At 64.6% G+C, this 19,282-nt stretch carries 21 protein-coding genes and 2 tRNA genes; 10 read left to right on the forward strand and 13 right to left on the reverse strand.

Going from position 1 to position 19,282, the window contains the following annotated elements; genetic code table 11:
- The first annotated feature begins 683 nt into the window (after window positions 1-683).
- Window positions 684-1,106 carry a transposase gene (locus tag CLV78_RS24980; protein WP_425427968.1) on the forward strand — a complete coding sequence of 141 codons (423 nt, stop codon included), beginning with the start codon at window positions 684-686 and terminating at the stop codon, window positions 1,104-1,106.
- A 544-nt stretch (window positions 1,107-1,650) separates the two neighbouring features.
- Here CLV78_RS24980 and CLV78_RS18020 read toward each other — a convergent pair.
- Window positions 1,651-1,727 (reverse strand) — tRNA-Arg (locus CLV78_RS18020).
- Between the two features lie 589 nt (window positions 1,728-2,316).
- Window positions 2,317-2,393, reverse strand: a tRNA-Ile gene (locus CLV78_RS18025).
- A 144-nt stretch (window positions 2,394-2,537) separates the two neighbouring features.
- On the opposite strand from CLV78_RS18025, the gene purM reads away from it, so the two are divergent.
- From purM to rnd, 3 genes are all read left to right on the forward strand, one after another.
- Window positions 2,538-3,584 carry a phosphoribosylformylglycinamidine cyclo-ligase gene (gene purM / locus CLV78_RS18030; protein ID WP_106206629.1) on the forward strand — a complete coding sequence of 349 codons (1,047 nt, stop codon included), beginning with the start codon at window positions 2,538-2,540 and terminating at the stop codon, window positions 3,582-3,584.
- Window positions 3,581-4,174, forward strand: coding sequence for a phosphoribosylglycinamide formyltransferase (gene purN, locus CLV78_RS18035; protein ID WP_106206631.1), 594 nt, complete (start codon window positions 3,581-3,583; stop codon window positions 4,172-4,174). The genes purM and purN overlap by 4 nt, the downstream gene beginning before the upstream one ends.
- Window positions 4,175-4,257: 83 nt before the next feature.
- Complete coding sequence (gene rnd / locus CLV78_RS18040) at window positions 4,258-5,415, forward strand: ribonuclease D (RefSeq protein WP_106206633.1); 1,158 nt, start codon at window positions 4,258-4,260, stop codon at window positions 5,413-5,415.
- A 7-nt stretch (window positions 5,416-5,422) separates the two neighbouring features.
- Here rnd and CLV78_RS18045 read toward each other — a convergent pair whose 3' ends face one another.
- Entirely contained in the window at window positions 5,423-5,902 is a 480-nt protein-coding gene (locus CLV78_RS18045) for a hypothetical protein (protein ID WP_106206635.1), read from the reverse strand.
- A gap of 158 nt (window positions 5,903-6,060) precedes the next feature.
- Here CLV78_RS18045 and CLV78_RS18050 point away from each other — a divergent pair, with 158 nt between their 5' ends.
- On the forward strand, window positions 6,061-6,486 hold the full coding sequence (locus tag CLV78_RS18050; RefSeq protein WP_106206637.1) for a SufE family protein: 426 nt from the start codon (window positions 6,061-6,063) through the stop codon (window positions 6,484-6,486).
- Window positions 6,483-6,962, forward strand: coding sequence for a GNAT family N-acetyltransferase (locus CLV78_RS18055; protein WP_106206639.1), 480 nt, complete (start codon window positions 6,483-6,485; stop codon window positions 6,960-6,962). The genes CLV78_RS18050 and CLV78_RS18055 overlap by 4 nt, the downstream gene beginning before the upstream one ends.
- Here the strand turns inward: CLV78_RS18055 and CLV78_RS18060 are convergent.
- Genes CLV78_RS18060 through CLV78_RS18065 form a run of 3 tightly spaced genes read right to left on the reverse strand, consistent with a single transcriptional unit; the run spans window position 6,940 to window position 8,538 of the window.
- Entirely contained in the window at window positions 6,940-7,590 is a 651-nt protein-coding gene (locus CLV78_RS18060; protein ID WP_106206641.1) for a DUF1638 domain-containing protein, read from the reverse strand. The genes CLV78_RS18055 and CLV78_RS18060 overlap by 23 nt on opposite strands.
- Before the next feature lie 29 nt (window positions 7,591-7,619).
- The gene (locus CLV78_RS24040) at window positions 7,620-7,790 is read right to left on the reverse strand and encodes a hypothetical protein (protein ID WP_158263601.1); all 171 of its coding nucleotides are present in this window, start codon (window positions 7,788-7,790) and stop codon (window positions 7,620-7,622) included.
- Window positions 7,791-7,833: 43 nt separating this feature from the next.
- On the reverse strand, window positions 7,834-8,538 hold the full coding sequence (locus CLV78_RS18065) for a corrinoid protein (RefSeq protein WP_106206643.1): 705 nt from the start codon (window positions 8,536-8,538) through the stop codon (window positions 7,834-7,836).
- 178 nt (window positions 8,539-8,716) lie between these two features.
- Here CLV78_RS18065 and CLV78_RS18070 point away from each other — a divergent pair, with 178 nt between their 5' ends.
- Window positions 8,717-9,808, forward strand: a complete 1,092-nt coding sequence (locus CLV78_RS18070; RefSeq protein ID WP_106206645.1) for a PA0069 family radical SAM protein — start codon at window positions 8,717-8,719, stop codon at window positions 9,806-9,808.
- Window positions 9,809-9,818: 10 nt separating this feature from the next.
- On the opposite strand, the gene CLV78_RS24210 is transcribed toward CLV78_RS18070, so the two are convergent.
- Genes CLV78_RS24210 through CLV78_RS18080 form a run of 3 tightly spaced genes read right to left on the reverse strand, consistent with a single transcriptional unit; the run spans window position 9,819 to window position 11,848 of the window.
- A complete protein-coding gene (locus CLV78_RS24210; protein WP_170111674.1) occupies window positions 9,819-9,986 on the reverse strand; it encodes a hypothetical protein in 168 nt (55 codons plus the stop codon).
- 27 nt (window positions 9,987-10,013) lie between these two features.
- On the reverse strand, window positions 10,014-11,390 hold the full coding sequence (locus CLV78_RS18075) for a DUF2927 domain-containing protein (protein ID WP_106206646.1): 1,377 nt from the start codon (window positions 11,388-11,390) through the stop codon (window positions 10,014-10,016).
- Window positions 11,387-11,848: a GNAT family N-acetyltransferase gene (locus CLV78_RS18080; RefSeq protein ID WP_106206648.1), complete on the reverse strand. Its 462-nt coding sequence runs from the start codon at window positions 11,846-11,848 to the stop codon at window positions 11,387-11,389. The genes CLV78_RS18075 and CLV78_RS18080 overlap by 4 nt, the downstream gene beginning before the upstream one ends.
- A gap of 189 nt (window positions 11,849-12,037) precedes the next feature.
- Between CLV78_RS18080 and CLV78_RS18085 the strand changes: the two genes are divergently transcribed.
- On the forward strand, window positions 12,038-12,937 hold the full coding sequence (locus CLV78_RS18085; RefSeq protein WP_106206650.1) for a DMT family transporter: 900 nt from the start codon (window positions 12,038-12,040) through the stop codon (window positions 12,935-12,937).
- Between the two features lie 65 nt (window positions 12,938-13,002).
- On the opposite strand, the gene CLV78_RS18090 is transcribed toward CLV78_RS18085, so the two are convergent.
- The 4 genes from CLV78_RS18090 to CLV78_RS18105 all read right to left on the reverse strand — a co-directional run bounded on the left by CLV78_RS18090 (window position 13,003) and on the right by CLV78_RS18105 (window position 16,983).
- A complete protein-coding gene (locus CLV78_RS18090) occupies window positions 13,003-14,460 on the reverse strand; it encodes a protein adenylyltransferase SelO (RefSeq protein ID WP_106206652.1) in 1,458 nt (485 codons plus the stop codon).
- A gap of 74 nt (window positions 14,461-14,534) precedes the next feature.
- Complete coding sequence (locus CLV78_RS18095; protein WP_245925152.1) at window positions 14,535-15,005, reverse strand: GNAT family N-acetyltransferase; 471 nt, start codon at window positions 15,003-15,005, stop codon at window positions 14,535-14,537.
- On the reverse strand, window positions 15,005-15,946 hold the full coding sequence (locus CLV78_RS18100) for a nucleoside hydrolase (RefSeq protein ID WP_106206654.1): 942 nt from the start codon (window positions 15,944-15,946) through the stop codon (window positions 15,005-15,007). Before CLV78_RS18100 ends, CLV78_RS18095 begins: the two co-directional genes overlap by 1 nt.
- An 89-nt stretch (window positions 15,947-16,035) precedes the next feature.
- On the reverse strand, window positions 16,036-16,983 hold the full coding sequence (locus CLV78_RS18105; protein WP_106206656.1) for a radical SAM protein: 948 nt from the start codon (window positions 16,981-16,983) through the stop codon (window positions 16,036-16,038).
- 175 nt (window positions 16,984-17,158) lie between these two features.
- Between CLV78_RS18105 and zwf the strand changes: the two genes are divergently transcribed.
- Window positions 17,159-18,607 carry a glucose-6-phosphate dehydrogenase gene (gene zwf, locus CLV78_RS18110; protein WP_106206874.1) on the forward strand — a complete coding sequence of 483 codons (1,449 nt, stop codon included), beginning with the start codon at window positions 17,159-17,161 and terminating at the stop codon, window positions 18,605-18,607.
- Window positions 18,604-19,275, forward strand: a complete 672-nt coding sequence (pgl, locus tag CLV78_RS18115; RefSeq protein ID WP_106206658.1) for a 6-phosphogluconolactonase — start codon at window positions 18,604-18,606, stop codon at window positions 19,273-19,275. Before zwf ends, pgl begins: the two co-directional genes overlap by 4 nt.
- The last annotated feature ends 7 nt before the right edge of the window (window positions 19,276-19,282 follow it).

Genomic DNA, 19,282 nt, shown 5'->3' on the forward strand with positions numbered 1-19,282 from the left:
GCAGCCGGTGGGTCCATATCGGCGGATGGTTCTAGAGCGTGTTGCGCTCATTCTGAGGCAGATTTCCACGCGTCTTGATCCATGATTCTCTGTCTGCAGGCCAGATTTGGGGGGAGAGGGGCAAGCCACATCCTTTGGCACTTCGCTAGCGCGTTGTTGCGTTTGTGGAGGAGGGTCATTCGCACCGGGTTGCCGCAGCTCGGTTCCGGGTTTGGGTAAAGTTCGTCAATGACATGGTGATGCTGAAGCGCGAGACGGGCGGGTTGGAGCCGAGCGCCCCAGGCAATGCTGGTGGGTATGGCAAGTTGGACCGTCTGCGGGATTGGATCGTGGCACGCATGGCTGCCAAACCGGATTTGACGCTGGATGATCTGATCCTGGAGATTGCCGATGAACACCAGATAACATCCCATCGCGTGTCGATCTGGTGGCCCCTTCGCACTCTGGGCCCGTCACACAAAAATGACCTTCAAGCCGTCGAGCAATAGCGGCCTGAGGTCCGGCACGCACGCCATGTCTGGATCACAGGGCGACAACCATTCATGGCGAACCTGTTGCCACGCGTCGGCTTCATTGGCGAGACGTCTTTGAAAACGAACATGGCCAAGATCACCGGGTGATCCTGCAAAGGTACGCGCCTGATAGATTACGCGTCCTTCGGCCACTGGAATGCCCAGACGTTCATCGCCGCATTGCGCCATGACAGGCTGGACGCGCCATGGGGCATCGACAGCGCAATGAACCGCGCAGCCTTCGAGCTTTATTCCGGGACACAGCTCGCCCCGACGCTGCAGCCAAGCGATGTGATTATCCTCGACAACCTGTCGTCCCACAAATGCCCGAAGGCCGCAGAGGCCATGCGCGCCGTCGGTGCATGGTTCTTGTTCCAGCCTCCCAACAGCCCCGATCTCAATCTCATTGAAATGGCCTTCGCCAAACTCAAGCCCCTTGTCCGGCGTCCTGCCGCGCGGACCTACGGCGACCTTTGGCGCGCCGTCGGTCACCTCTGTGATCTCTTCACTGACGGGGAATGCTGCAACTTCTTCAACGCCGCTGGCTATGAAATCAATAGAGCGCAACGTATTCTAGCAGATCGACTTAGGTAGCTATCGCGAGCGCGACGCTGCCCTTGGGAACAGCCTTGCGTGTTGGCTTGAGGCGCCGAGATCAGGGACGCGAGGGCTCGAAACGGTTTTGACCTCCCAAGCCCGCAACAGGATGCGGGCGACACTGCCTTAAGGCTACCGGGCTGTTTGGGCCTTGGCCCCCACATGGTCATGGTTCTTTTTTGGGCTGCTCGGGGAGGTCGTGAACGCCTCAAGACCGGCCGGAGCACGAGGTGCGAGTTTGCAGCTCAATGTTGGCGACTCTTGCCGGAGAGGCTTCCCGGAAATCCCGGACCGGGACAACTTCTACGACCGAAACCGGTGTGGGTAAGCGTTTTGGGGTGATGAGCCCCGAGTGATGGCGCTGGCGGCTTTCAAAGCGCTGCTCCCCTTGACTGACTTGCCGCAATACTGGCGGAGTGGCGTTCAATCACCGCCTTGGGTGTCACGGGTGGGAATTGGCTATTGCCGGGGACTTGAGAAAAGGCGTGGTGATTCGCATCCCCCCCTAGGCGGTTCAGCCGTTTCAGGTGCCTGGGAGAAGTGGCGATCCCGGCAGGATTTGAACCTGCGACCTGCCGCTTAGGAGGCGGCTGCTCTATCCAGCTGAGCTACGGGACCATCGAGTCACGACGTAGAAGAAATATGTTGGCTTGCCAAGTCTGTCTCGATGGGAGAACGCGCCCGCTGTTGGTCGGGAGAGGCATCCGGGGACGGGGGCAGTTCGACGAGGGGAACCAATGCTTGGGACGGCTGCAAGGAGGCTTCGCGCGGAACCGCCAGCAAGGGGCAACCCGACCCGCACCGCCGAACCCACCGATAGGAATGCGACTGGAAGCGGCTTCAACCCACCAAGTCATTCGCCTCCTTTCTCCGTGCCAACAGGATCGAGGGAGGCTCTCTGGCGTCCTGCAATCCAGCCGATGCCTAGACCGACATTCTGCAGTGACCACGACCTCCGCTGAGAGACATGCCCACGCCCCGGTCTGCATGTCTGCCCACGAACAGTCGGGGGGGGGTGCGTCAAAGCTCCCGCAGTGCTTGACCGGTTCTCCCAAGCGGCAGCCGAGATATGGGACGCGTCAAAGCCACCCAACGCCAGAATCGAGGAAAACTGGCGGTAGATTCGTCCGGCTTGCAATACCACCAGCATGAAGAGTACCGCGGCCCGGCAGGCGGGCAGGGCGCTTGGCCCCTTGGCTTGGGATGGTGGTAGGCCCGGCAGGACTTGAACCCGCAACCAAAGCGTTATGAGCGCTCTGCTCTAACCAATTGAGCTACAGGCCCGCCATGTGCCGTGCCTACCATGTTGCCTTGTGGCGTCAAGCCCGAGCCGTGTTCCGGGGGGCGGTCAGGGACGGCTTGGCATGGACACCGGTGGGTTGGCTTGCTACCTCGCGCTCAGAATTCCGCAATTCGAGGGGATGGCCGGTGACCGAACGCAGGAATGGACTGACCTATGCCGAGGCCGGCGTGGATATTGACGCGGGCAATGCCCTAGTGGAGCGGATCAAGCCGGCGGCGAAGTCCACCAACCGCGCCGGCGTCATGGCCGGGCTGGGTGGTTTTGGTGGGCTCTTCGACGTCAAGGCGGCCGGCTACACGGATCCGGTACTTGTTGCGGCCACCGACGGCGTGGGCACCAAGCTCAAGATCGCCATCGACACCGGTGTCGTCTCCGGCGTGGGCGTGGACCTCGTGGCGATGTGCGTCAATGACCTTGTCTGTCAGGGCGCCGAGCCGCTCTTCTTTCTCGACTACTTCGCCTGTGGATCGCTCGATGTGGAACGTGCGGCGCAAGTCGTCGAAGGGATTGCGGACGGCTGTCGTCAGGCGGGCGCGGCCCTGATCGGCGGCGAAACGGCCGAAATGCCGGGCATGTATTCCGACGAGGATTTCGACCTTGCCGGGTTTTCGGTCGGGGCGATGGAACGGGGCGCGGCCTTGCCCAACGGCGTGGTCGAAGGTGACGTCCTGCTGGGGCTGGCCTCCAACGGTGTCCATTCGAACGGCTACTCGCTGGTGCGCAAGATCGTCGAGGTCAATGGCCTCGACTGGGACGCAGCCTCGCCGTTCGGGTCCGGCACGCTGGGCCAGGCGCTGCTGGCACCGACCCGGATCTATGTTCGCCAGGCGCTGGCCGCGATCCGGTACGGCGGGGTGCACGGTTTGGCTCACATCACCGGTGGTGGCCTGACAGAGAACCTGCCGCGCGTCTTGCCCGAGGGGCTGGGTGTGCAGGTGGATCTTGGAGCGTGGACGCTTCCGCCGGTCTTCCGCTGGCTCGGCGCATCGGGCGAGCTGGAAACCTCCGAGATGCTCAAGACCTTCAACGCGGGGATCGGCATGGTGCTGGTCGTGTCGGCCGACCGGGCGCTGTCTCTGATGGAGGTGCTTCAGGACGAGGGCGAGACGGTCTACCAACTGGGCAGCGTCCTGTCCGGCGAGGGGGTCACCTACACCGGTGTGCTGAAGTGAAACGCGTCGCGATCCTGATCTCGGGCGGGGGCTCCAACATGTTGAGCCTGCTCGACAGCATGGCAGAAACCGGCCACCCCGCCACCCCGTGCCTCGTGGCGTCGAACGACCCGAACGCGGGCGGGCTGGCAAGGGCCGCTGCGCGCGGCGTGGCGACGGCGGCGCTCGACCACAAGCCCTTCGGCAAGGATCGTCCAGCTTTCGAAGCCGAACTGCAAAAGATCATTGCCGCCCATGCTGCCGATATCATCTGCCTTGCGGGCTTCATGCGGGTTTTGACGGCGGGTTTCGTGACGCCATGGTCGGGGCGGATGCTCAACATCCACCCCTCGTTGCTGCCGAAGTACCGCGGGCTGCACACCCATGCCCGTGCGCTTGAGGCCGGCGATCAGGAGGCCGGGTGTACCGTGCACGAAGTCACGCCGGAGCTTGACGACGGGCCGATCCTCGGACAGGCCCGTGTCCCGGTGGAGGCCGACGATACACCGGAAACGCTCGCCGCCCGGGTGCTGGTGCAGGAACACGTGCTCTATCCTGCCGTGCTGCGTCGGTTCGCTTCTGGCGACCGGACCCCGGTTTATTTGCCCTGAGCTTTCCATCTTCCCGCGATCAGGCTAAGACAGCCGGAACGGGCAGAAACGCCGATCCGGTAGAACACAAAAGAGCCGCCTGAATGCGTACACTTACCACGACCGACGCGCTCGCCGAATTTTGCGCGCAAGCCAAGTCCGGCGCCTATGTCACAATCGACACCGAGTTCCTGCGGGAACGCACCTACTACTCCCGGCTGTGCCTGATCCAGATCGCGTTGCCCGACGACGGGGAGGCAGTTCTGGTTGATCCGATTGCCGGTGGCGAGGGGCTGTCGCTCGACCCGCTGTACGAGCTGTTCCGGGATACCTCGGTGGTGAAGGTATTCCATGCCGCGCGACAGGATCTGGAGATTTTCTTCCACGAAGGTAATGTCTTCCCCGATCCGCTCTTCGATACCCAGGTTGCGGCGATGGTCTGTGGCTTTGGCGAGCAGGTCGGCTACGAGACGCTGGTTCGCAAGATTGCAAAGGGCAGCGTCGATAAGTCGTCCCGGTTCACCGATTGGTCGCGGCGCCCATTGTCGGAGGCGCAGCAGAGCTATGCCATCGCCGACGTCACGCATCTGCGGGTGATCTATGAATACCTCGCAGCGGAGTTGAAGCGCTCTGGGCGTCAGCATTGGGTCGAGGAGGAGCTCGGCGTTCTCACCGACCCGGCGACCTACGTGATCGAGCCGGAGAATGCGTGGAAGCGGATCAAGACCCGCACCAATTCCGGCCGGTTCCTCGCCATCGTTCGTGAACTCGCGCAATTCCGCGAGATCTATGCGCAGGGGCGCAACGTGCCGCGCAACCGTGTCTACAAGGACGATGCATTGCTGGAGCTTGCCTCCACCAAACCGCGCACCATGCAGGACCTCGGCAAGTCGCGCCTGTTGCTGCGCGATGCCCGCAAGGGACAGATCGCCGAAGGGATCCTCGAAGCCGTCGGCAACGGGCTCGACGCCCGGCCCGAGACCTTTCCGCAGCCCGACAACAGCCGTGACAAGCTGGTGGTCAATCCGGCGCTGGCGGATCTGTTGCGGGTGCTGCTGAAGGCGAAATCGGACAGCGCGGGCGTTGCGCAGAAGCTGATCGCGACATCGGCCGATCTGGACATGATCGCCGCCGGGAAACGCGAGGTACGGGCGCTCAGCGGGTGGCGCGACGAGGTTTTCGGCGCAGATGCCCTGCGGCTCTGCAATGGAGAGGTCGGGTTGGCGGCAAAGGGCGCGAAGGTCGAGGTGATCGAGCTTTGATCGCGCCTCAGCGGCGGGAACTCACCTGGTTTCGCGCGCCGACGACGGTAATCTGCCGCACGGATTGCAGCGCCTGGTCCGACAGGTAGAAGGCCGACACAACTTCCCGGCTAGCCTGGTTGACCACGGGGCGCGGTTGCCGTGGCGGAACGATCCGGAATTCGAGCCGCATCACGCCGTCCTTGGCCGCGGGCTTGCCTGCCTCCGTCTCATAGGTCGAGATCAGGTCGGCAGCATAATACCCCTGTGTTCTGGGCAGGCCGACTGCGGTTACCACCGCGCCGCCGGGCACCTTGTCCACCGTCATGGAGACCACCTGGTCAATGACCGGCCGGGGGTCGCTGTCGTCGACATAGCCCTTGCGCGGTGCAAGTGTCGGTTCGGACCGGCCGCCGCCGAACCACCCCCAGTTGCCCGGGTTGTAACGCGATTCACATCCGGCAAGCACGAGCACGGCAATCACGCCGGCGAGGATCTGAACTTTCATGTCGGGCCCCAGACACCAGGAATTCGTCCCATCCGACCTAGCCGGTTGCGGGCCGAAAGAAAAGCCCGGCCGGACACTTGGCGGCCGGGTGCGCGGGAGGCTGGACCTTCGCCGCGGATCGGACTACCTCTCGCTGCGGAGCATCAGGGAGCACCGGAATGGCAAAGGCAGCCTTCGAAGACATCGTCGAGACTTTCGAGTTCCTTGAGGATTGGGAGGATCGCTACCGGCACGTGATCGACATGGGCAAGGCGATGGATCCTCTGGAGGACAACCTGCGCGTGCCCGCGACCAAGGTGGATGGCTGCGCCAGCCAGGTCTGGCTCGTGCCGGAGATCGAGGGCGAGGGTGGGGGCGCCGTGTTCCGCTTTCGAGGCGACAGCGACGCCATGATCGTTCGGGGCCTGATCGCGGTTCTTGTTGCGCTCTATTCCGGGCTCACGGTCGAAGAGGTGCTGAAGGTGGACGCGCCCGCCGAGCTGGGCCGGCTCGGCCTCAATGATCACCTCTCCTCACAACGTTCGAACGGTCTGCGCGCCATGGTGCAACGCATCCAGGACCTTTCGGAACGCGCCGCTGCGTGAGCGCGGAGAGCACAAACCTGCGGGCCGCACGGCCCGAAGATGCCGACGGCATCAGCCGCCTCGTCATCACCACGCTCTACCGATCCAATGCGAAAGACTACCCGCCGGAGGTGCTGGCGCGTGTGGCCGAGGTCAACGCCCCGCAACGGGTGCTCGATGCGATGCGGGAGCGGTCGGTCTGGGTCGCCGTCGCCGCTGACGGAGAAATCGTCGGCACGGCCGGGGTGTGCGGTGACGTGCTGAAGTCCCTTTTCGTGCACCCGAAGGAACAGGGCAGGGGTCTTGGACGTCTGCTGCTGGGCAAGGCAATGGACGCAGCGCGCGGGGCCGGGCTGTCGGAGATGCGGCTGCAATCCTCCCTGACGGCGCTAGGGTTCTACCCCGCGGCAGGCTTCGAAGACCTTGCGGAGATTGCCGAGGGTGACGACCGCACGGTGCTCATGCGGCGATCGCTCAGGCCTCCGATACCCGCGTGAGGGCCGATGTAAGGTCGCCGTAGCCGGTGAGCCGCCGCTCGTAGGCCAGCCCCAACCGTTCCGCGCATTCTTTCGCCTCTTTCGCCAGCCCCGGGTCATCGGTCTGCGCCTGGTGCACCAGCTTGGTGTAGTGGGCGAAATAGGTGTCCCGCAGTTCCGGATACCGGTCGAGGCCCAGCGGACGCCAGACAAAGGCGTCGAACTGCCGAACGAGGAAATCGGTCAGATAGAACGCCGTGATCTCGTCCTTCGCCCGCTCCGCGAAGGCCGCGTTTCCCTCGAAGAAACTGTAGCAATGCGGGCCGGCGATCATCTCCACGCCCAGCCGTTCGCAGGCCTGCTCCAGCATCCCGCCTGTGCCGCAATCAGCATAGGCGACGAAGATCCGCTCGTAGGTGGCACGGTGCTCCGCCACCGCCGCTTCGATCCCCGGCGTGATCTTTTCGGGGTGGTTGTGGTAGATGGCGGGCAGGCAGGTCAGGTCCACGTGGTCCCATCCATTGGCAGATTTCACCGCGAGGATCTCCCGCGCGATGGCGCCACAGCCGATGATCAGCACCTTGCCCGGACCATCCTGCGGCGCAGCCAGGCCGCTGTCGGTCAGCGTGGTATCGTCGGGTGTCCGCATGGTCCTTGCGCTCTCGACCTTCGATCCGATCAGCTCTGATCGCGCCGCACGATCCAGCGGACAACCAATGCGGCCCCGGCAGTGATCGGCAGAAGCGTCCATAGCGGCGTGTCGCCCATCAATGCCGACGCGAGGAACACGCTCACGGCGGCCGCCGCGATGATGAGCAACAGAAATGGCAGGAAACGGTTCAGGGGCATGGGGTTCTCCTTGCCCATGACATAAGCTCGCGGACGGCTCTTGTCAGCCCGCAGCCATCTGGTTGTGCTTGCGCGCGATGAAATCCTTGGCGGTTTCCACGGCCACAGCCGCATCGCGGCAATACGCGTCGGCACCAATGGCGCGGCCGAATTCCTCGTTCAGCGGCGCCCCGCCCACCAGCACGATGTAGTCGTCGCGGATGCCTTGTTCGACCATCGTGTCGATGACGACCTTCATGTAGGGCATGGTGGTGGTCAGAAGTGCCGACATGCCGACGATGTCGGCTTCTTCGCGCGCCGCCGCTTCCAGGTAATTCTCCACCGGGTTGTTGATCCCCAGGTCGACCACCTCGAAACCGGCCCCTTCCATCATCATGGAGACGAGGTTCTTGCCGATGTCGTGGATGTCGCCCTTCACCGTGCCGATGACCATCTTTCCCATGCGCGGTGCGCCGGTCTCGGCCAGCAGTGGCTTCAGGATCGCCATCCCGCCTTTCATCGCATTGGCGGCAAGCAAAACTTCGGGCACGAAAAGGATGCCGTCGCGGAAATCGTTGCCGACGATCGTCATGCCCGCAACCAGGGCCTCGGTCAGCACCTTGTAGGGTTCCCAGCCGCGTTCCAGCAGGATATTCACACCCTCTTCGATCTCTTCCTTGAGACCGTCATACAGGTCGTCGTGCATCTGCAGGACAAGCTCGTCGGTTTCAAGTTCGGACAGGATGATGTCGTCTTCGTCGTCGGACATGTCAGGGCTCCTGGCAGGGCGGCGATTGCGACCGCGGGGGATTATCGTCAGGTTTTCACGGATCTGGCGGATCGGACGCGACGAATTGCGACATGCACTAATCCGCGACCGACCTCAAGCGGGAACATCGACTCGCGGCACTTGATCAAAGTTCCCGTTTTGTTCTATTGCTGGGCGCATGAAACCGATCGATCCCACCCATGTCTCGAAGGAGCGGCGGCGCGGCCGGGCGGCCATGTCGAACCGGCCCGGGCGGTTCGAACCCCATGCCCGGGAACGCGTGGACGATGGCTGGATGGGGGATCTGGAGGCGCTTGCGCCGATCCGGACCGAGACAAATGTGGAGCAGCCAAGCACGATCCTGTCCCGAAACAGCTCTCCCGATCTCGGGTTCGACCGTTCCGTCAACCCCTACAGGGGGTGCGAACATGGCTGCATCTACTGCTTTGCACGCCCCTCCCATGCCTATCTCGGGCTTTCGCCGGGACTCGACTTCGAAACCCGGCTGACGGTGAAACCCGGCGCCCCGGACCTGCTCCGGGGGGAGATTTCGCGCAAGGCCTACAGGCCGAAGCCCATCGCCTTCGGCACCAACACCGATCCCTACCAGCCCTTGGAACGCGAACACGGGATCACGCGCGGTTGCCTGCAAGTGCTGTCGGAGTTCCGGCATCCGGTCACGGTCACAACAAAGGGTACGCTGGTGGAGCGCGACGCCGACATCCTGGGAGAGATGGGGCAGGCGGGGTTGGCGCGGGTGTCGATCTCCATCACCACCCTGGATCGAGCGCTGTCCCGATCCATGGAACCCCGCGTTCCCGACCCCGCCCGCAGGCTCAGGGCGCTGGAAACCCTCGCGAAAGCCGGCTGTCCGGTGATGGTGTCCATCGCGCCGGTGGTGCCGGGGCTGACAGATCACGAGATCGAGAAGATCCTTGTCGCGGCCCGCGATGCGGGGGCGGACACGGCAACCATGATCCTGTTGCGCCTGCCGCTGGAGGTGGCGGACCTGTTCCGGGAATGGCTTGCGGAGGCGCGTCCGGAGCGCGCGGGGCGGGTCATGGCCCGCATCCGGGAGACACGCGGCGGCTCCGACTACGATGCGGAATGGGGGCGGCGCATGACTGGGGAGGGCACCTATGCCGCGATGATCTGGCAACGGTACGGCGTGGCGCTGTCCCGTCTCGGAATGGCCGGAAAGCCGAAGCATCTTCGCTGCGATCTCTTTGAGGTGCCGCTTGGGACGGCGGACCAACCGAGCCTGTTCTGAAGCCGCGCCGTCAGAGCAACATCCTGTCGAGAACGATGGTTATGAACAGTCCCAGCAACCCTAGCGCGATGCCGTATCCCGCGCCGTACTGGGCCATGTCGAGCGCCTTCCCGCCCCGCTTCCGGGCGAGGAGCACCCCGCGGACGATGCCGGCAAGAGCGAACAGGATGACGATCATGGTGGGACCTCGCGTTTTGCCCGCCACTTAGCGGTCGCCGGGGCCGGGGGCAAGGGCGGCAATCTCTCCGGCGCGGCCGCGGACGAGGTCCTCCGCCCCGAAGCCGTAGCGGGCCCATCCGAGCGCCTCTGTCCGTTCGGCACGCGCCTGCGAGAGCTGTCCCTGCATCTCCAGCGCCTCTGCCCGCATCAGCATCAGCGTCGAGAGCAGCGCGGCGTTTTCGGCGGCGCGCACTGCCGGGATACTGTCGTCGACGAAATTGATCGTGGCCCCGGCCTGTCCGGCGCTGAGCGAGAAGGCCGCGAGTTGCATCGCGACATGGGCCGACTGGATCTGGGTGTCGGGCAGGGCGTTGTAGATATTGGCCGCCTCGAGGAAGGCACCGAGCGCCAGTTCCGGTTCGTGGTGCAGCGACAGCCGCCCCAGAGCATAGAGCGAGAACGCCATGCGCGTGTCGCGCCACCCTGCGGATCGGGCCAGTTCCACCGCTCGCGCGGCGGATTTGCGTCGCTGGACGTCCGAGCCACGCGGCCCGAGCGCATCCTCGATGGCCTCGACCCAGATCCGGGGCGTGGCCGGAGAGGCCTGCGGTCCCGAGCGCTGACCGCCGGGGTTGAGCCTGGCGAGGATACCCGGCAACGCCGCCGCGACCTGGCTTTTGCCCATTCCGTTGGTCAGCGCCGGGTCATAGGTCACGCGCAGCATGAGCATGTCGAAGCCGGTCAGCACGGTGTGGAAGTTGTCGTCGTTGAAAACCGAATCCGGCAGACGGTAAAGGTCATTGAGTGGCCCGAGCGCCTGCGCGATCTCTTCGTGGAGGCAATCGCGCGCCTCCTGCGGGCTGACATCGCCCGGCAGGAAGACGGAGGCCATCTCCCGGCGCTCCAACGTCGTCCAGTCGACCTTGTCGGTGCGGCGCTCCTTGCGGAATTCCTCCCACCCGCGCACACGTGGAACCACGAAACAGGCGGCCTGCGGCACCACCCGTTGCAGATCCTTGCGGGTGAGCACTTCCACCACGAGGTTGCCCTGCTGACCGGCGCCCGCAACGCTGATCGGCACCCCGGCTTCCCGCCGAAGTCGGCTCACCAAGCGCGACAGGTCGCGTTGCAGGGTCGCGCTGGCCGGGCCGCGCAACTCGACCACCACCGGCCCGTCGTATCGTGTCAGGCGCGGCACTTCCCGCCCGCTTTCAAGCTCGAAAGTCAACTGGAGGAAGTCGCCGGCCAGCTGCGTGTTCGTCCGCACCGAGGCGCGTGGCGTCGCCGGGTTGAAGCTGCGCATGGGCGGCAGCGGGTCGCTGTAGGTGGCCGTGGCGCGGCGATGGGCCATGTCGTCAGGGGCGGAGCCGCAGGCGGCGAGTGTCAGGGCCAGCGCGGCGGCGCCGAGGGTGCGCAAGCTCATGCCCGCCTCCGGGAATACTTGATAAAGGGGGTCACGTCGGCGATCCGGTCATAGAGCTGCCGCGCCGTGTGATTGAATTCCTGTGTCAGCCAGTAGACATTCGGGCACCCTTCGGCGTCGGCGGCATCATACACTGCCTCTATCAGCGCCCGTCCGACCCCGGAGCCGCGCACCTCCGGATCGGCATAGAGGTCCTGCAGGTAGCAGACATTCTCCACCCGCCACATGTGCCGGTGAAAGAGAAAGTGCACGAGACCCACCGGATTTCCATCAACTTCGGCAAGCAAGCCCTTGTAATCGTTCGGTCCACCATGAAGCAGGCGATCGAAGGACGTGCGGTAGACCTCCTCGCTGACACTGGATTCGTAGAACGCCAGGTACCCGGTCCACAACCGGCGCCATTCCGGCTCGTCCGCGGCGCACACCGGGCGGATTGTCAGGGAAGGGGCCTGGGTCATGACGGGATCCAACTCATCTTACAAGCGTCAAGCCTAGCGGTGCAGGGACTCCACGTGAATCCCCCCGGTCCGCTGACCCGCGCGAGCGGGTGAAACCGTTGCACTCCTGCCGCGTGCCGGTTCCGCTGCCGCCGCTTGACAACCCCCTTGCCCGGCGTCATCGCTGCGCGGCCGGGCAGGAGGGCGAGGATGCAACGCAAGGATTCCATGGACACTTTCGGAGCAGTCTCCCTGATCGCCTTTTCCGGCTTTCTCGGTTTCAATCAGGTTGTCATCAAGGTCGTGAACGAAGGCTTGCAGCCGGTGTTCTGGGCCGGGCTGCGCTCGGCATTGGCGGTTTTCTGCCTGTGGGGGCTGCTGAGGCTGCGCGGCAGGCGGATCGATCTGCGCCGGGAGACAGCTCCGGCAGGCGTGCTGATCGGCCTCGCCTTCACGGCGGAGTTCATCTTTCTCTTCCTTGCGCTGGACCTCACCAGTGTCACCCGTTCCTCGGTCATCTTCTATTCCATGCCGGTCTGGCTAGCGATTGCGGCGCATTTCATGCTGCCGGGCCAACGTCTCACGCCGACCAAATGCGCCGGCTTGCTCGTGGCCTTTGCCGGGGTCGGCTGGGCGATCGTGAACCGCACCGGTCCGGCGGGCGAGGTCTCCCTCGCTGGTGACCTGTGTGCCCTGGCCGCGGCCATCAGCTGGGCGGCCATCACCTTGCTGGCCCGCGGCACCCGTCTCGCGGAGGTCGGCGCGGAGACGCAGCTCTTCTGGCAGGTTCTGGTATCGGCTCCCCTCCTTCTGCTCGTGGCGCCCTTCTTTGGCGACTTCCTGCGCGACCCGGAGCCTATCCACTGGTGGGGTCTCCTGTTTCAGGCGGCGATCGTGGTCTCTCTGGGCTTCACGGCATGGCTGTGGCTGTTGTCGATCTACCCGCCCGCCTCGGTGGCCGCCTTCAGTTTCCTGACCCCGATATTCGGCGTCAGCCTTGGCTGGTTGCTGCTGGGCGAAAGCCTCGGTCTCGGGCTGCTTGGTGCCTTGGCAATGGTCACCCTCGGCCTGATCCTGATCAATCGGCCTCCAAGGCACCGGGCGGCCTGAGAGATACACTGACCCGGTGAAACCCGTTCGGACAGGCGTTTCCGAGCGCAGGCGCCACCGTGGTCTCACGTGCCGCAGAAGGTCCGCTGAACACGTTCATCTTCTGTCGGCGGGCGCGTCAGCGCGTCATGGCACTCCGGCACATCCTCGAACGGGCGGGACAGCGCATCCACCAGCCGTGTCGCCGGGCCGAGGTCCCCGTTGACCGCTGCGGAGATTGCCTGTTCAACGCGGTGGTTGCGGGGGATCAGCGCCGGATTGGCGGCCTTGAGACGCGCGGCCAGCCCGTCCTGCGGCTCGCGTTCCAGCCGTGCGGCCCAGTCTGCTGCCCAGCCGTCGTAGGCATCCGGATCCAGGAAATGATCCCGGGCAGTGCCATCGGACAAGCCCCTGAAGGTGTTCGTGAAATCCGCTCCGCCTTCGGCCATCCGTTCCAGCAGGTTGGCGGCCAGCGCGGTGTCGCCGTCCTCGGCCGACACGAGCCCCAGCTTGGCCCGGAAAGTCGCGGTCCATCCCGCGCGCACGAGATCGCCGAACCCGTTCATGACGCTCTGCGCCGCCTCGATCGCCGCGTCCTGCTCCTCTCCGAACAGGGGGAGCAGCGCCGTGGCAAGCTGCGCGAGGTTCCATCCGAGGATCTCCGGCTGCCGGCCATAGGCGTAGCGCCCTCCATGATCGATGGAACTGTAGACGGTCGCAGGGTGGAAAGTGTCCATGAAGGCGCAGGGCCCGTAGTCGATGGTCTCGCCGGAGATCGAGGTATTGTCGGTGTTCATCACCCCGTGGATGAATCCCAGCCCCAACCATTGGCAGACCAGCGACGCCTGACGTTCCAGCACCGCGGAGAGCAGATCGAGCGGCGACCCGGCCTCCGGGTAGTGGCGGGCAACGACGTGTTCGTAGAGCTTGCGCAACCCCTCGATATCGCGGCGCGCGGCAAAGAACTGGAAGGTACCGACGCGGATGTGGCTGCTGGCCACGCGGGTCAGCACGCCTCCGGGTTCCAGTCCCTGCCGCCGGACATGCTCGCCGGTGGCAACTGCCGCGAGCGAGCGCGTGGTGGGCACACCCAGTGCCTGCATCGCCTCGGCGACGATGAACTCCCGGATCACAGGGCCGAGCGGCGCCCGTCCATCGCTGCCGGGTCGGGAGAACGCGGTGAGCCCCGATCCCTTGAGCTGGATGTCCCGCCGCCGGCCGCCCGGATCGACGATTTCACCCAGCAGCAGGGCACGTCCGTCGCCGAGTACCGGGGAGAATCCCCCGAACTGGTGTCCGGCATAGGCGAGCGCCATGGGCTCGGCTCCGGCGGGCAGGGCGTTTCCGGCCAGCACCGCGACCCCGTCGGGCGATTGCAGCGCCGCCGGGTCCAGCCCCAGCTCCGCAGCAAGGCCGAGGTTCAGCAGCAGCAGCTCAGGCGCCTTGACCGGCACCGGGTTCTGACGGACGAAGAACTGCCCCTCCAGTCGGGCGAAGCTGTTGTCGAAGGGGATGTCGAGCACTTCCCGGGGCAAGACGTCCATGAGCCCGATCTCCTGATCTGCTGTCGTTCTACCCTGATATGGCGGCGATTGGTGGCGCGACAACCGCTTCGTGCTCAGCGCCCCAGTTCGGCCGTCATCAGGCAATACCGGTCGCGCTTTGCAAATCCGAGGCGCGCATAGAGCGCCGAGACCGGGCTGTCCCGGTCGACCTCCATGTGCAGCGCCTTCACGCCCGCGTCCCGGAGCGCCGGGATCAGTGCGGAAAGCGCTTCGCTCCCCATGCCCTTGTTGCGCACGGCCGGGCGGATCCAGAACTCGTCGACAACCCCGTCGATGCCACCCAGTTCGATCGACCAGCCGAAGCTGATGGCAATGTAGCCGACCGGCGCGTTGCGCGGCCCGATAATGTAGATCACACCGAGCGGGTTGCCCTCCAACAGCGGCGCAACGCCTGCAAGGCGCGTGTCGCTGTCCATCTCTATCCCGAACTCCGTCTGGAAACTCTCGACCATGGTCAGGAGTTTGGGCAGGTCGTCCGGCTTGGCCAGGTGCAGCTTGGTCTTCATCGGCATCGATCCGGACATCAGAGCCTCCCCAGACGGTCGCTCAGAAGATCGAAGAACCCGCTGGCATCCAGATCGCCGATGAACAGGGCGTTGGGTGCACGGTCGGTGACACCCCACCAGTCGGCCACGGTCATGCCGCGCGTCAGGTCGCTCTGGGTCTCGATTTCCACGTTTATGCGGCGACCGGTGAACAGCTCCGGCTTCAGCAGCCAGGCGATGACACAGGGATCATGCAGCGGCCCGCCCGCGCCGCCGTATTTCTCGATGTCGAAGCGCTCGTAGAAATCCAGCCAGCTGCAAACCACATCGCCAACATGCGTCCCCAGCGCCTTCATCCCTTCCAGCCAGGGCGCCGTGATCAGCGCCTTGTGGGTGACATCCAGCGGCATGATCGTAATATCAATGCCGGATTTCATCACAATGTCAGCAGCTTCCGGATCGACGTAGATGTTGAACTCTGCCGCGGGCGTAACGTTTCCAACCTCGAAATACGCCCCGCCCATCAGCACGATCCCGGCGATACGCTCGGCGATGTCCGGGGCAGACATGAGCGCGGTTGCGATGTTGGTCAACGGCCCCAGCGGGCACAGCGTCACCGTGCCGGGCGGTTCGCGGCGGACGTGGTGGATGATCGCCTCGGCCGCCGACAGGCTGGCCACGGGCATTGTCGGCTCCGGCAGGTCGTAGCCATCGAGGCCGGATTTCCCATGCACGTATTCGGCGGTGACCAGCGTGCGGCGCAGCGGGGCCTCGGCGCCGTCGTGCACCGGCACGTCGGTGCGGCCGGCCAGTTCACAGATCACCCGCGCATTGCGCGACGTTCTGTGCAGCGGCACGTTCCCGGCCACGGCGGTGATTGCCAGAACTTCCAGATCCTGCGGGCTTGCAAGCGCCAGCAGAATGGCCACGGCGTCGTCCTGCCCGGGGTCAGTGTCAATGATGATCTTGCGCGGGGCCATGGGTCTCTCCGAAAGGGTCGGGGCGACCTTGACCGCAGGGGCGGTCGATGTCCAGCAGCCGAGGCGCGGAGGCGCCGCCCTGTCCGGAATTACGCCGAGCAGCTGGCTCCGCCAAGGACACAGAACTTCGCGCAATGGGGATGGTTGAGAGCCACGTCGCGTTCGGCATCGGCCAGGGTCTTGCCGAGATCGAAGGCCGAATCGTATGGCAGCAGGGTACAGGCCGCGACGCTGGGAGTGGCGGCACCTTTGTGTTTCACCACCATCCTGGAGGTGGCGCACATCACTGAACGGGGCGACTTCCCGAGGATATCCCAGCAGGCCGTGGTGATTTCCGGAACCTCCGAGGTGTCGTCCATTTCCGGGAAGATCACTGTCATTCCAGGGTCTTGTGCGTCGATGTCAAAGTCGTTCTCGGCGTAGAGACGGGCGTAGCCGGCGCGCGCGTCCTCCTCGCTCTCGCCCCAGACGCTCCGGCCCGCCACCGCCATGCGGATGCCGACATCCCGCAGCCATCGCATACCCCGGAGCGTGTGTGCGAAGCTGCCGCGGCCCCGTTCAACGTCGTGGAGCCGTTCCGACCAGTGATCGACCGAGATCCGCAAGGTGAGTTTTGCCCCGTACTCGGCTTGCAACGCGCGCAGGCCGTCGCGTACACGCGGACGCATCATGGGCAGCATAGCATTGGTCAGGATCAGAACGTCGTAGCCTCGGGCAAGGCTGCGGCGGGCCATTTCGACCATCTCGGTGTTCATGAACGGCTCGCCGCCGGTGAAGCCGATCTCGCGCACCTGCCAGCGCCGTGCCTCCAACTGGTCAAGGTATGCGCTGACCTCGTCCGCGGTCAGGTAAACAAGGGCATCGTTGGTCGGGGAGGACTCGATGTAGCAGTTCCGGCATTCGATATTGCACAGCGTGCCGGTGTTGAACCACAAGGTCTGTGGATCCGTCAGCGCGACACGGGCGCGGGGAGAGCCATCGGCTGTCAACTCCGGGTCTATGAACTTGCCGGAGTTGGCTTCACCCATGTCCTTCATGAAAAATGCCCCATGTCTTCATCGCTTTCGGTTCCGGAAACAGCTAGTCCCTGATATCACCGGAGGAAAGAGTGCAGCCGACGTCTGACAGTGTTGTGAAGGCTTGGAGTGTCGCGCTGTTTGCGCTAACAGTGGCCTCGCGCGGCTGAGCGCGGCGGAGAGCAGGAGCATGGACATGGTCGCACGCATCATTCCGGTAGAGCCATTCGATCTGGTGATTTTCGGCGGAACCGGGGATCTCGCCCGGCGAAAGATCCTCCCGGGGCTGTATCGGCGGCTTGCCGATGGGCAGATGCCGCCGGAGGCGCGGGTCATTGGCGCGGCGCGCAGTGACATGGACGACGCGGCATTCCGGGCTTTGGTGGGGGAGGCGCTGGAAGAGTTCCTGCCCGACAACGCAAAAGACCCCGAGCGGATCGCGGAGTTCCTCGAATTGCTGTCCTACGTGCGCGTGGATGCTACCGGCGAAGATGGATGGGCCGCGTTGAAGGAGCATATCCGGGAGGGCACGGTTCATGCCTTCTACTTTTCCGTCGGGCCATCGCTTTTTGGCCCTATCGCGGAGCGGCTGAAGTCGCAGGGGATCGCCGACGACAAGAGCCGGATCGTGGTCGAAAAACCCTTTGGCAAGGATCTTCAGACGGCACGTGCGCTCAATGAAAGCCTCGCGTGCCATTTCGACGAGACTCAGATCTACCGGATCGATCACTATCTCGGAAAGGAAACCGTCCAGAACCTGATGGCGGTCCGCTTCGGCAACATGCTTTTCGAGCCGCTGTGGAACAGTCGGTACGTCGACCATATCCAGATCACCGTGGCCGAAACTGTCGGTGTCGGCGGGCGTGGCGAGTATTACGACCGGTCTGGCGCGATGCGGGACATGGTTCAGAATCACCTGCTGCAGCTTCTCTGCCTGATCGCGATGGAGCCGCCGGGACGGTTCGAGGACGAGTCGGTGCGGGACGAGAAGTTGAAGGTGATCCGGGCGCTGAAGCCAGTGGCGCCGGAGGACATCGTGCGCGGCCAGTATGCCGATGGCGATGAGCCGGGCTACAAGTCGGCCGTGAACAATCCGTCGAGCAAGACCGAGAGTTTCATCGCACTTCGGCTGGGCATTGCCAACTGGCGCTGGTCCGGCACGCCGTTCTATCTGCGGACCGGCAAGCGGCTGAAGGCACGGGCCTCGGAGATCGCCGTGGTGTTCAAGGACGCGCCTCATTCCATCTTCGACGGACCTCCGGGGCAATCCAATGTGCTGTCGATCCGGCTCCAGCCGAACGAGGGCATGGAGATGGTGGTAACCATCAAGGAGCCGGGGCCGGGCGGCATGCGGCTGATCCAGGTGCCGCTCGACATGTCCTTTGCGGACGCGCTCGGCGAGCAGGCGGAGGACATCCCCGACGCCTACGAACGCCTGATCATGGATGTGATCCGCGGAAACCAGACCTTGTTCATGCGTGGTGACGAGGTGGAGGCGGCCTGGGCCTGGACCGATCCCGTGATCGAGGGCTGGGAGGATCGCGGAGCGACGCCTTCCCCCTACGAGCAGGGGAGCACCGGACCGGAGGAAGCCCTGATGCTTCTGCATCAGGACGGGCGCAGATGGAGGGAAATCAAGGCATGAAATTCATCGAGTATCCCGACCGCGATCTGATGATGATCGACCTGGCGGACAGGATTTCCAGCGAGTTGAAGAACACGTTGCTGACGCAGGATAGGGCGACGCTCTGCGTTCCGGGCGGGACGACCCCCGGGCCGGCTTTCGATTCTCTCTCGGCGTCGGTGCTGGACTGGAGCCGGGTCACCGTGCTCCTGAACGACGAACGCTGGGTGCCGGAGGATCACCCCCGGTCCAACACCCGTCTGCTGCGCGAACGGCTGCTCGTGGGGCAGGCGGCGGCGGCGAACTACCAGCCGCTGCATGCGGATACGGAAACACCGGAGGACTCGCTGGAGATGCTCGGCGCGCAGATACGCGACGTGCTTCCGATCACGGTGCTCCTGCTGGGTATGGGCGTTGACATGCATACGGCTTCGCTCTTTCCGGGGGCCGACAAGCTGGACCAGGCGCTGTCGGATGACGCTCCGGCGCTCATGGCGCTGCGGGCCGATGCCGCCGGCGAGCCGCGCATGACGCTGACCGCCCCGGTGCTGAAAGGCGCTCTATCCACCCATATCCTGATCACTGGCCCCGAAAAACGGGCGGCACTGGAGCGGGCGCGCACCTTGTCGCCTCGCGAAGCGCCGGTGAAGACGGTACTGGGTGACGCAACCGTACATTGGGCAGAATAGGGATCCC

Origin of the sequence: Aliiruegeria haliotis (assembly GCF_003003255.1) — a bacterium.
Classification (GTDB): domain Bacteria; phylum Pseudomonadota; class Alphaproteobacteria; order Rhodobacterales; family Rhodobacteraceae; genus Tropicimonas; species Tropicimonas haliotis.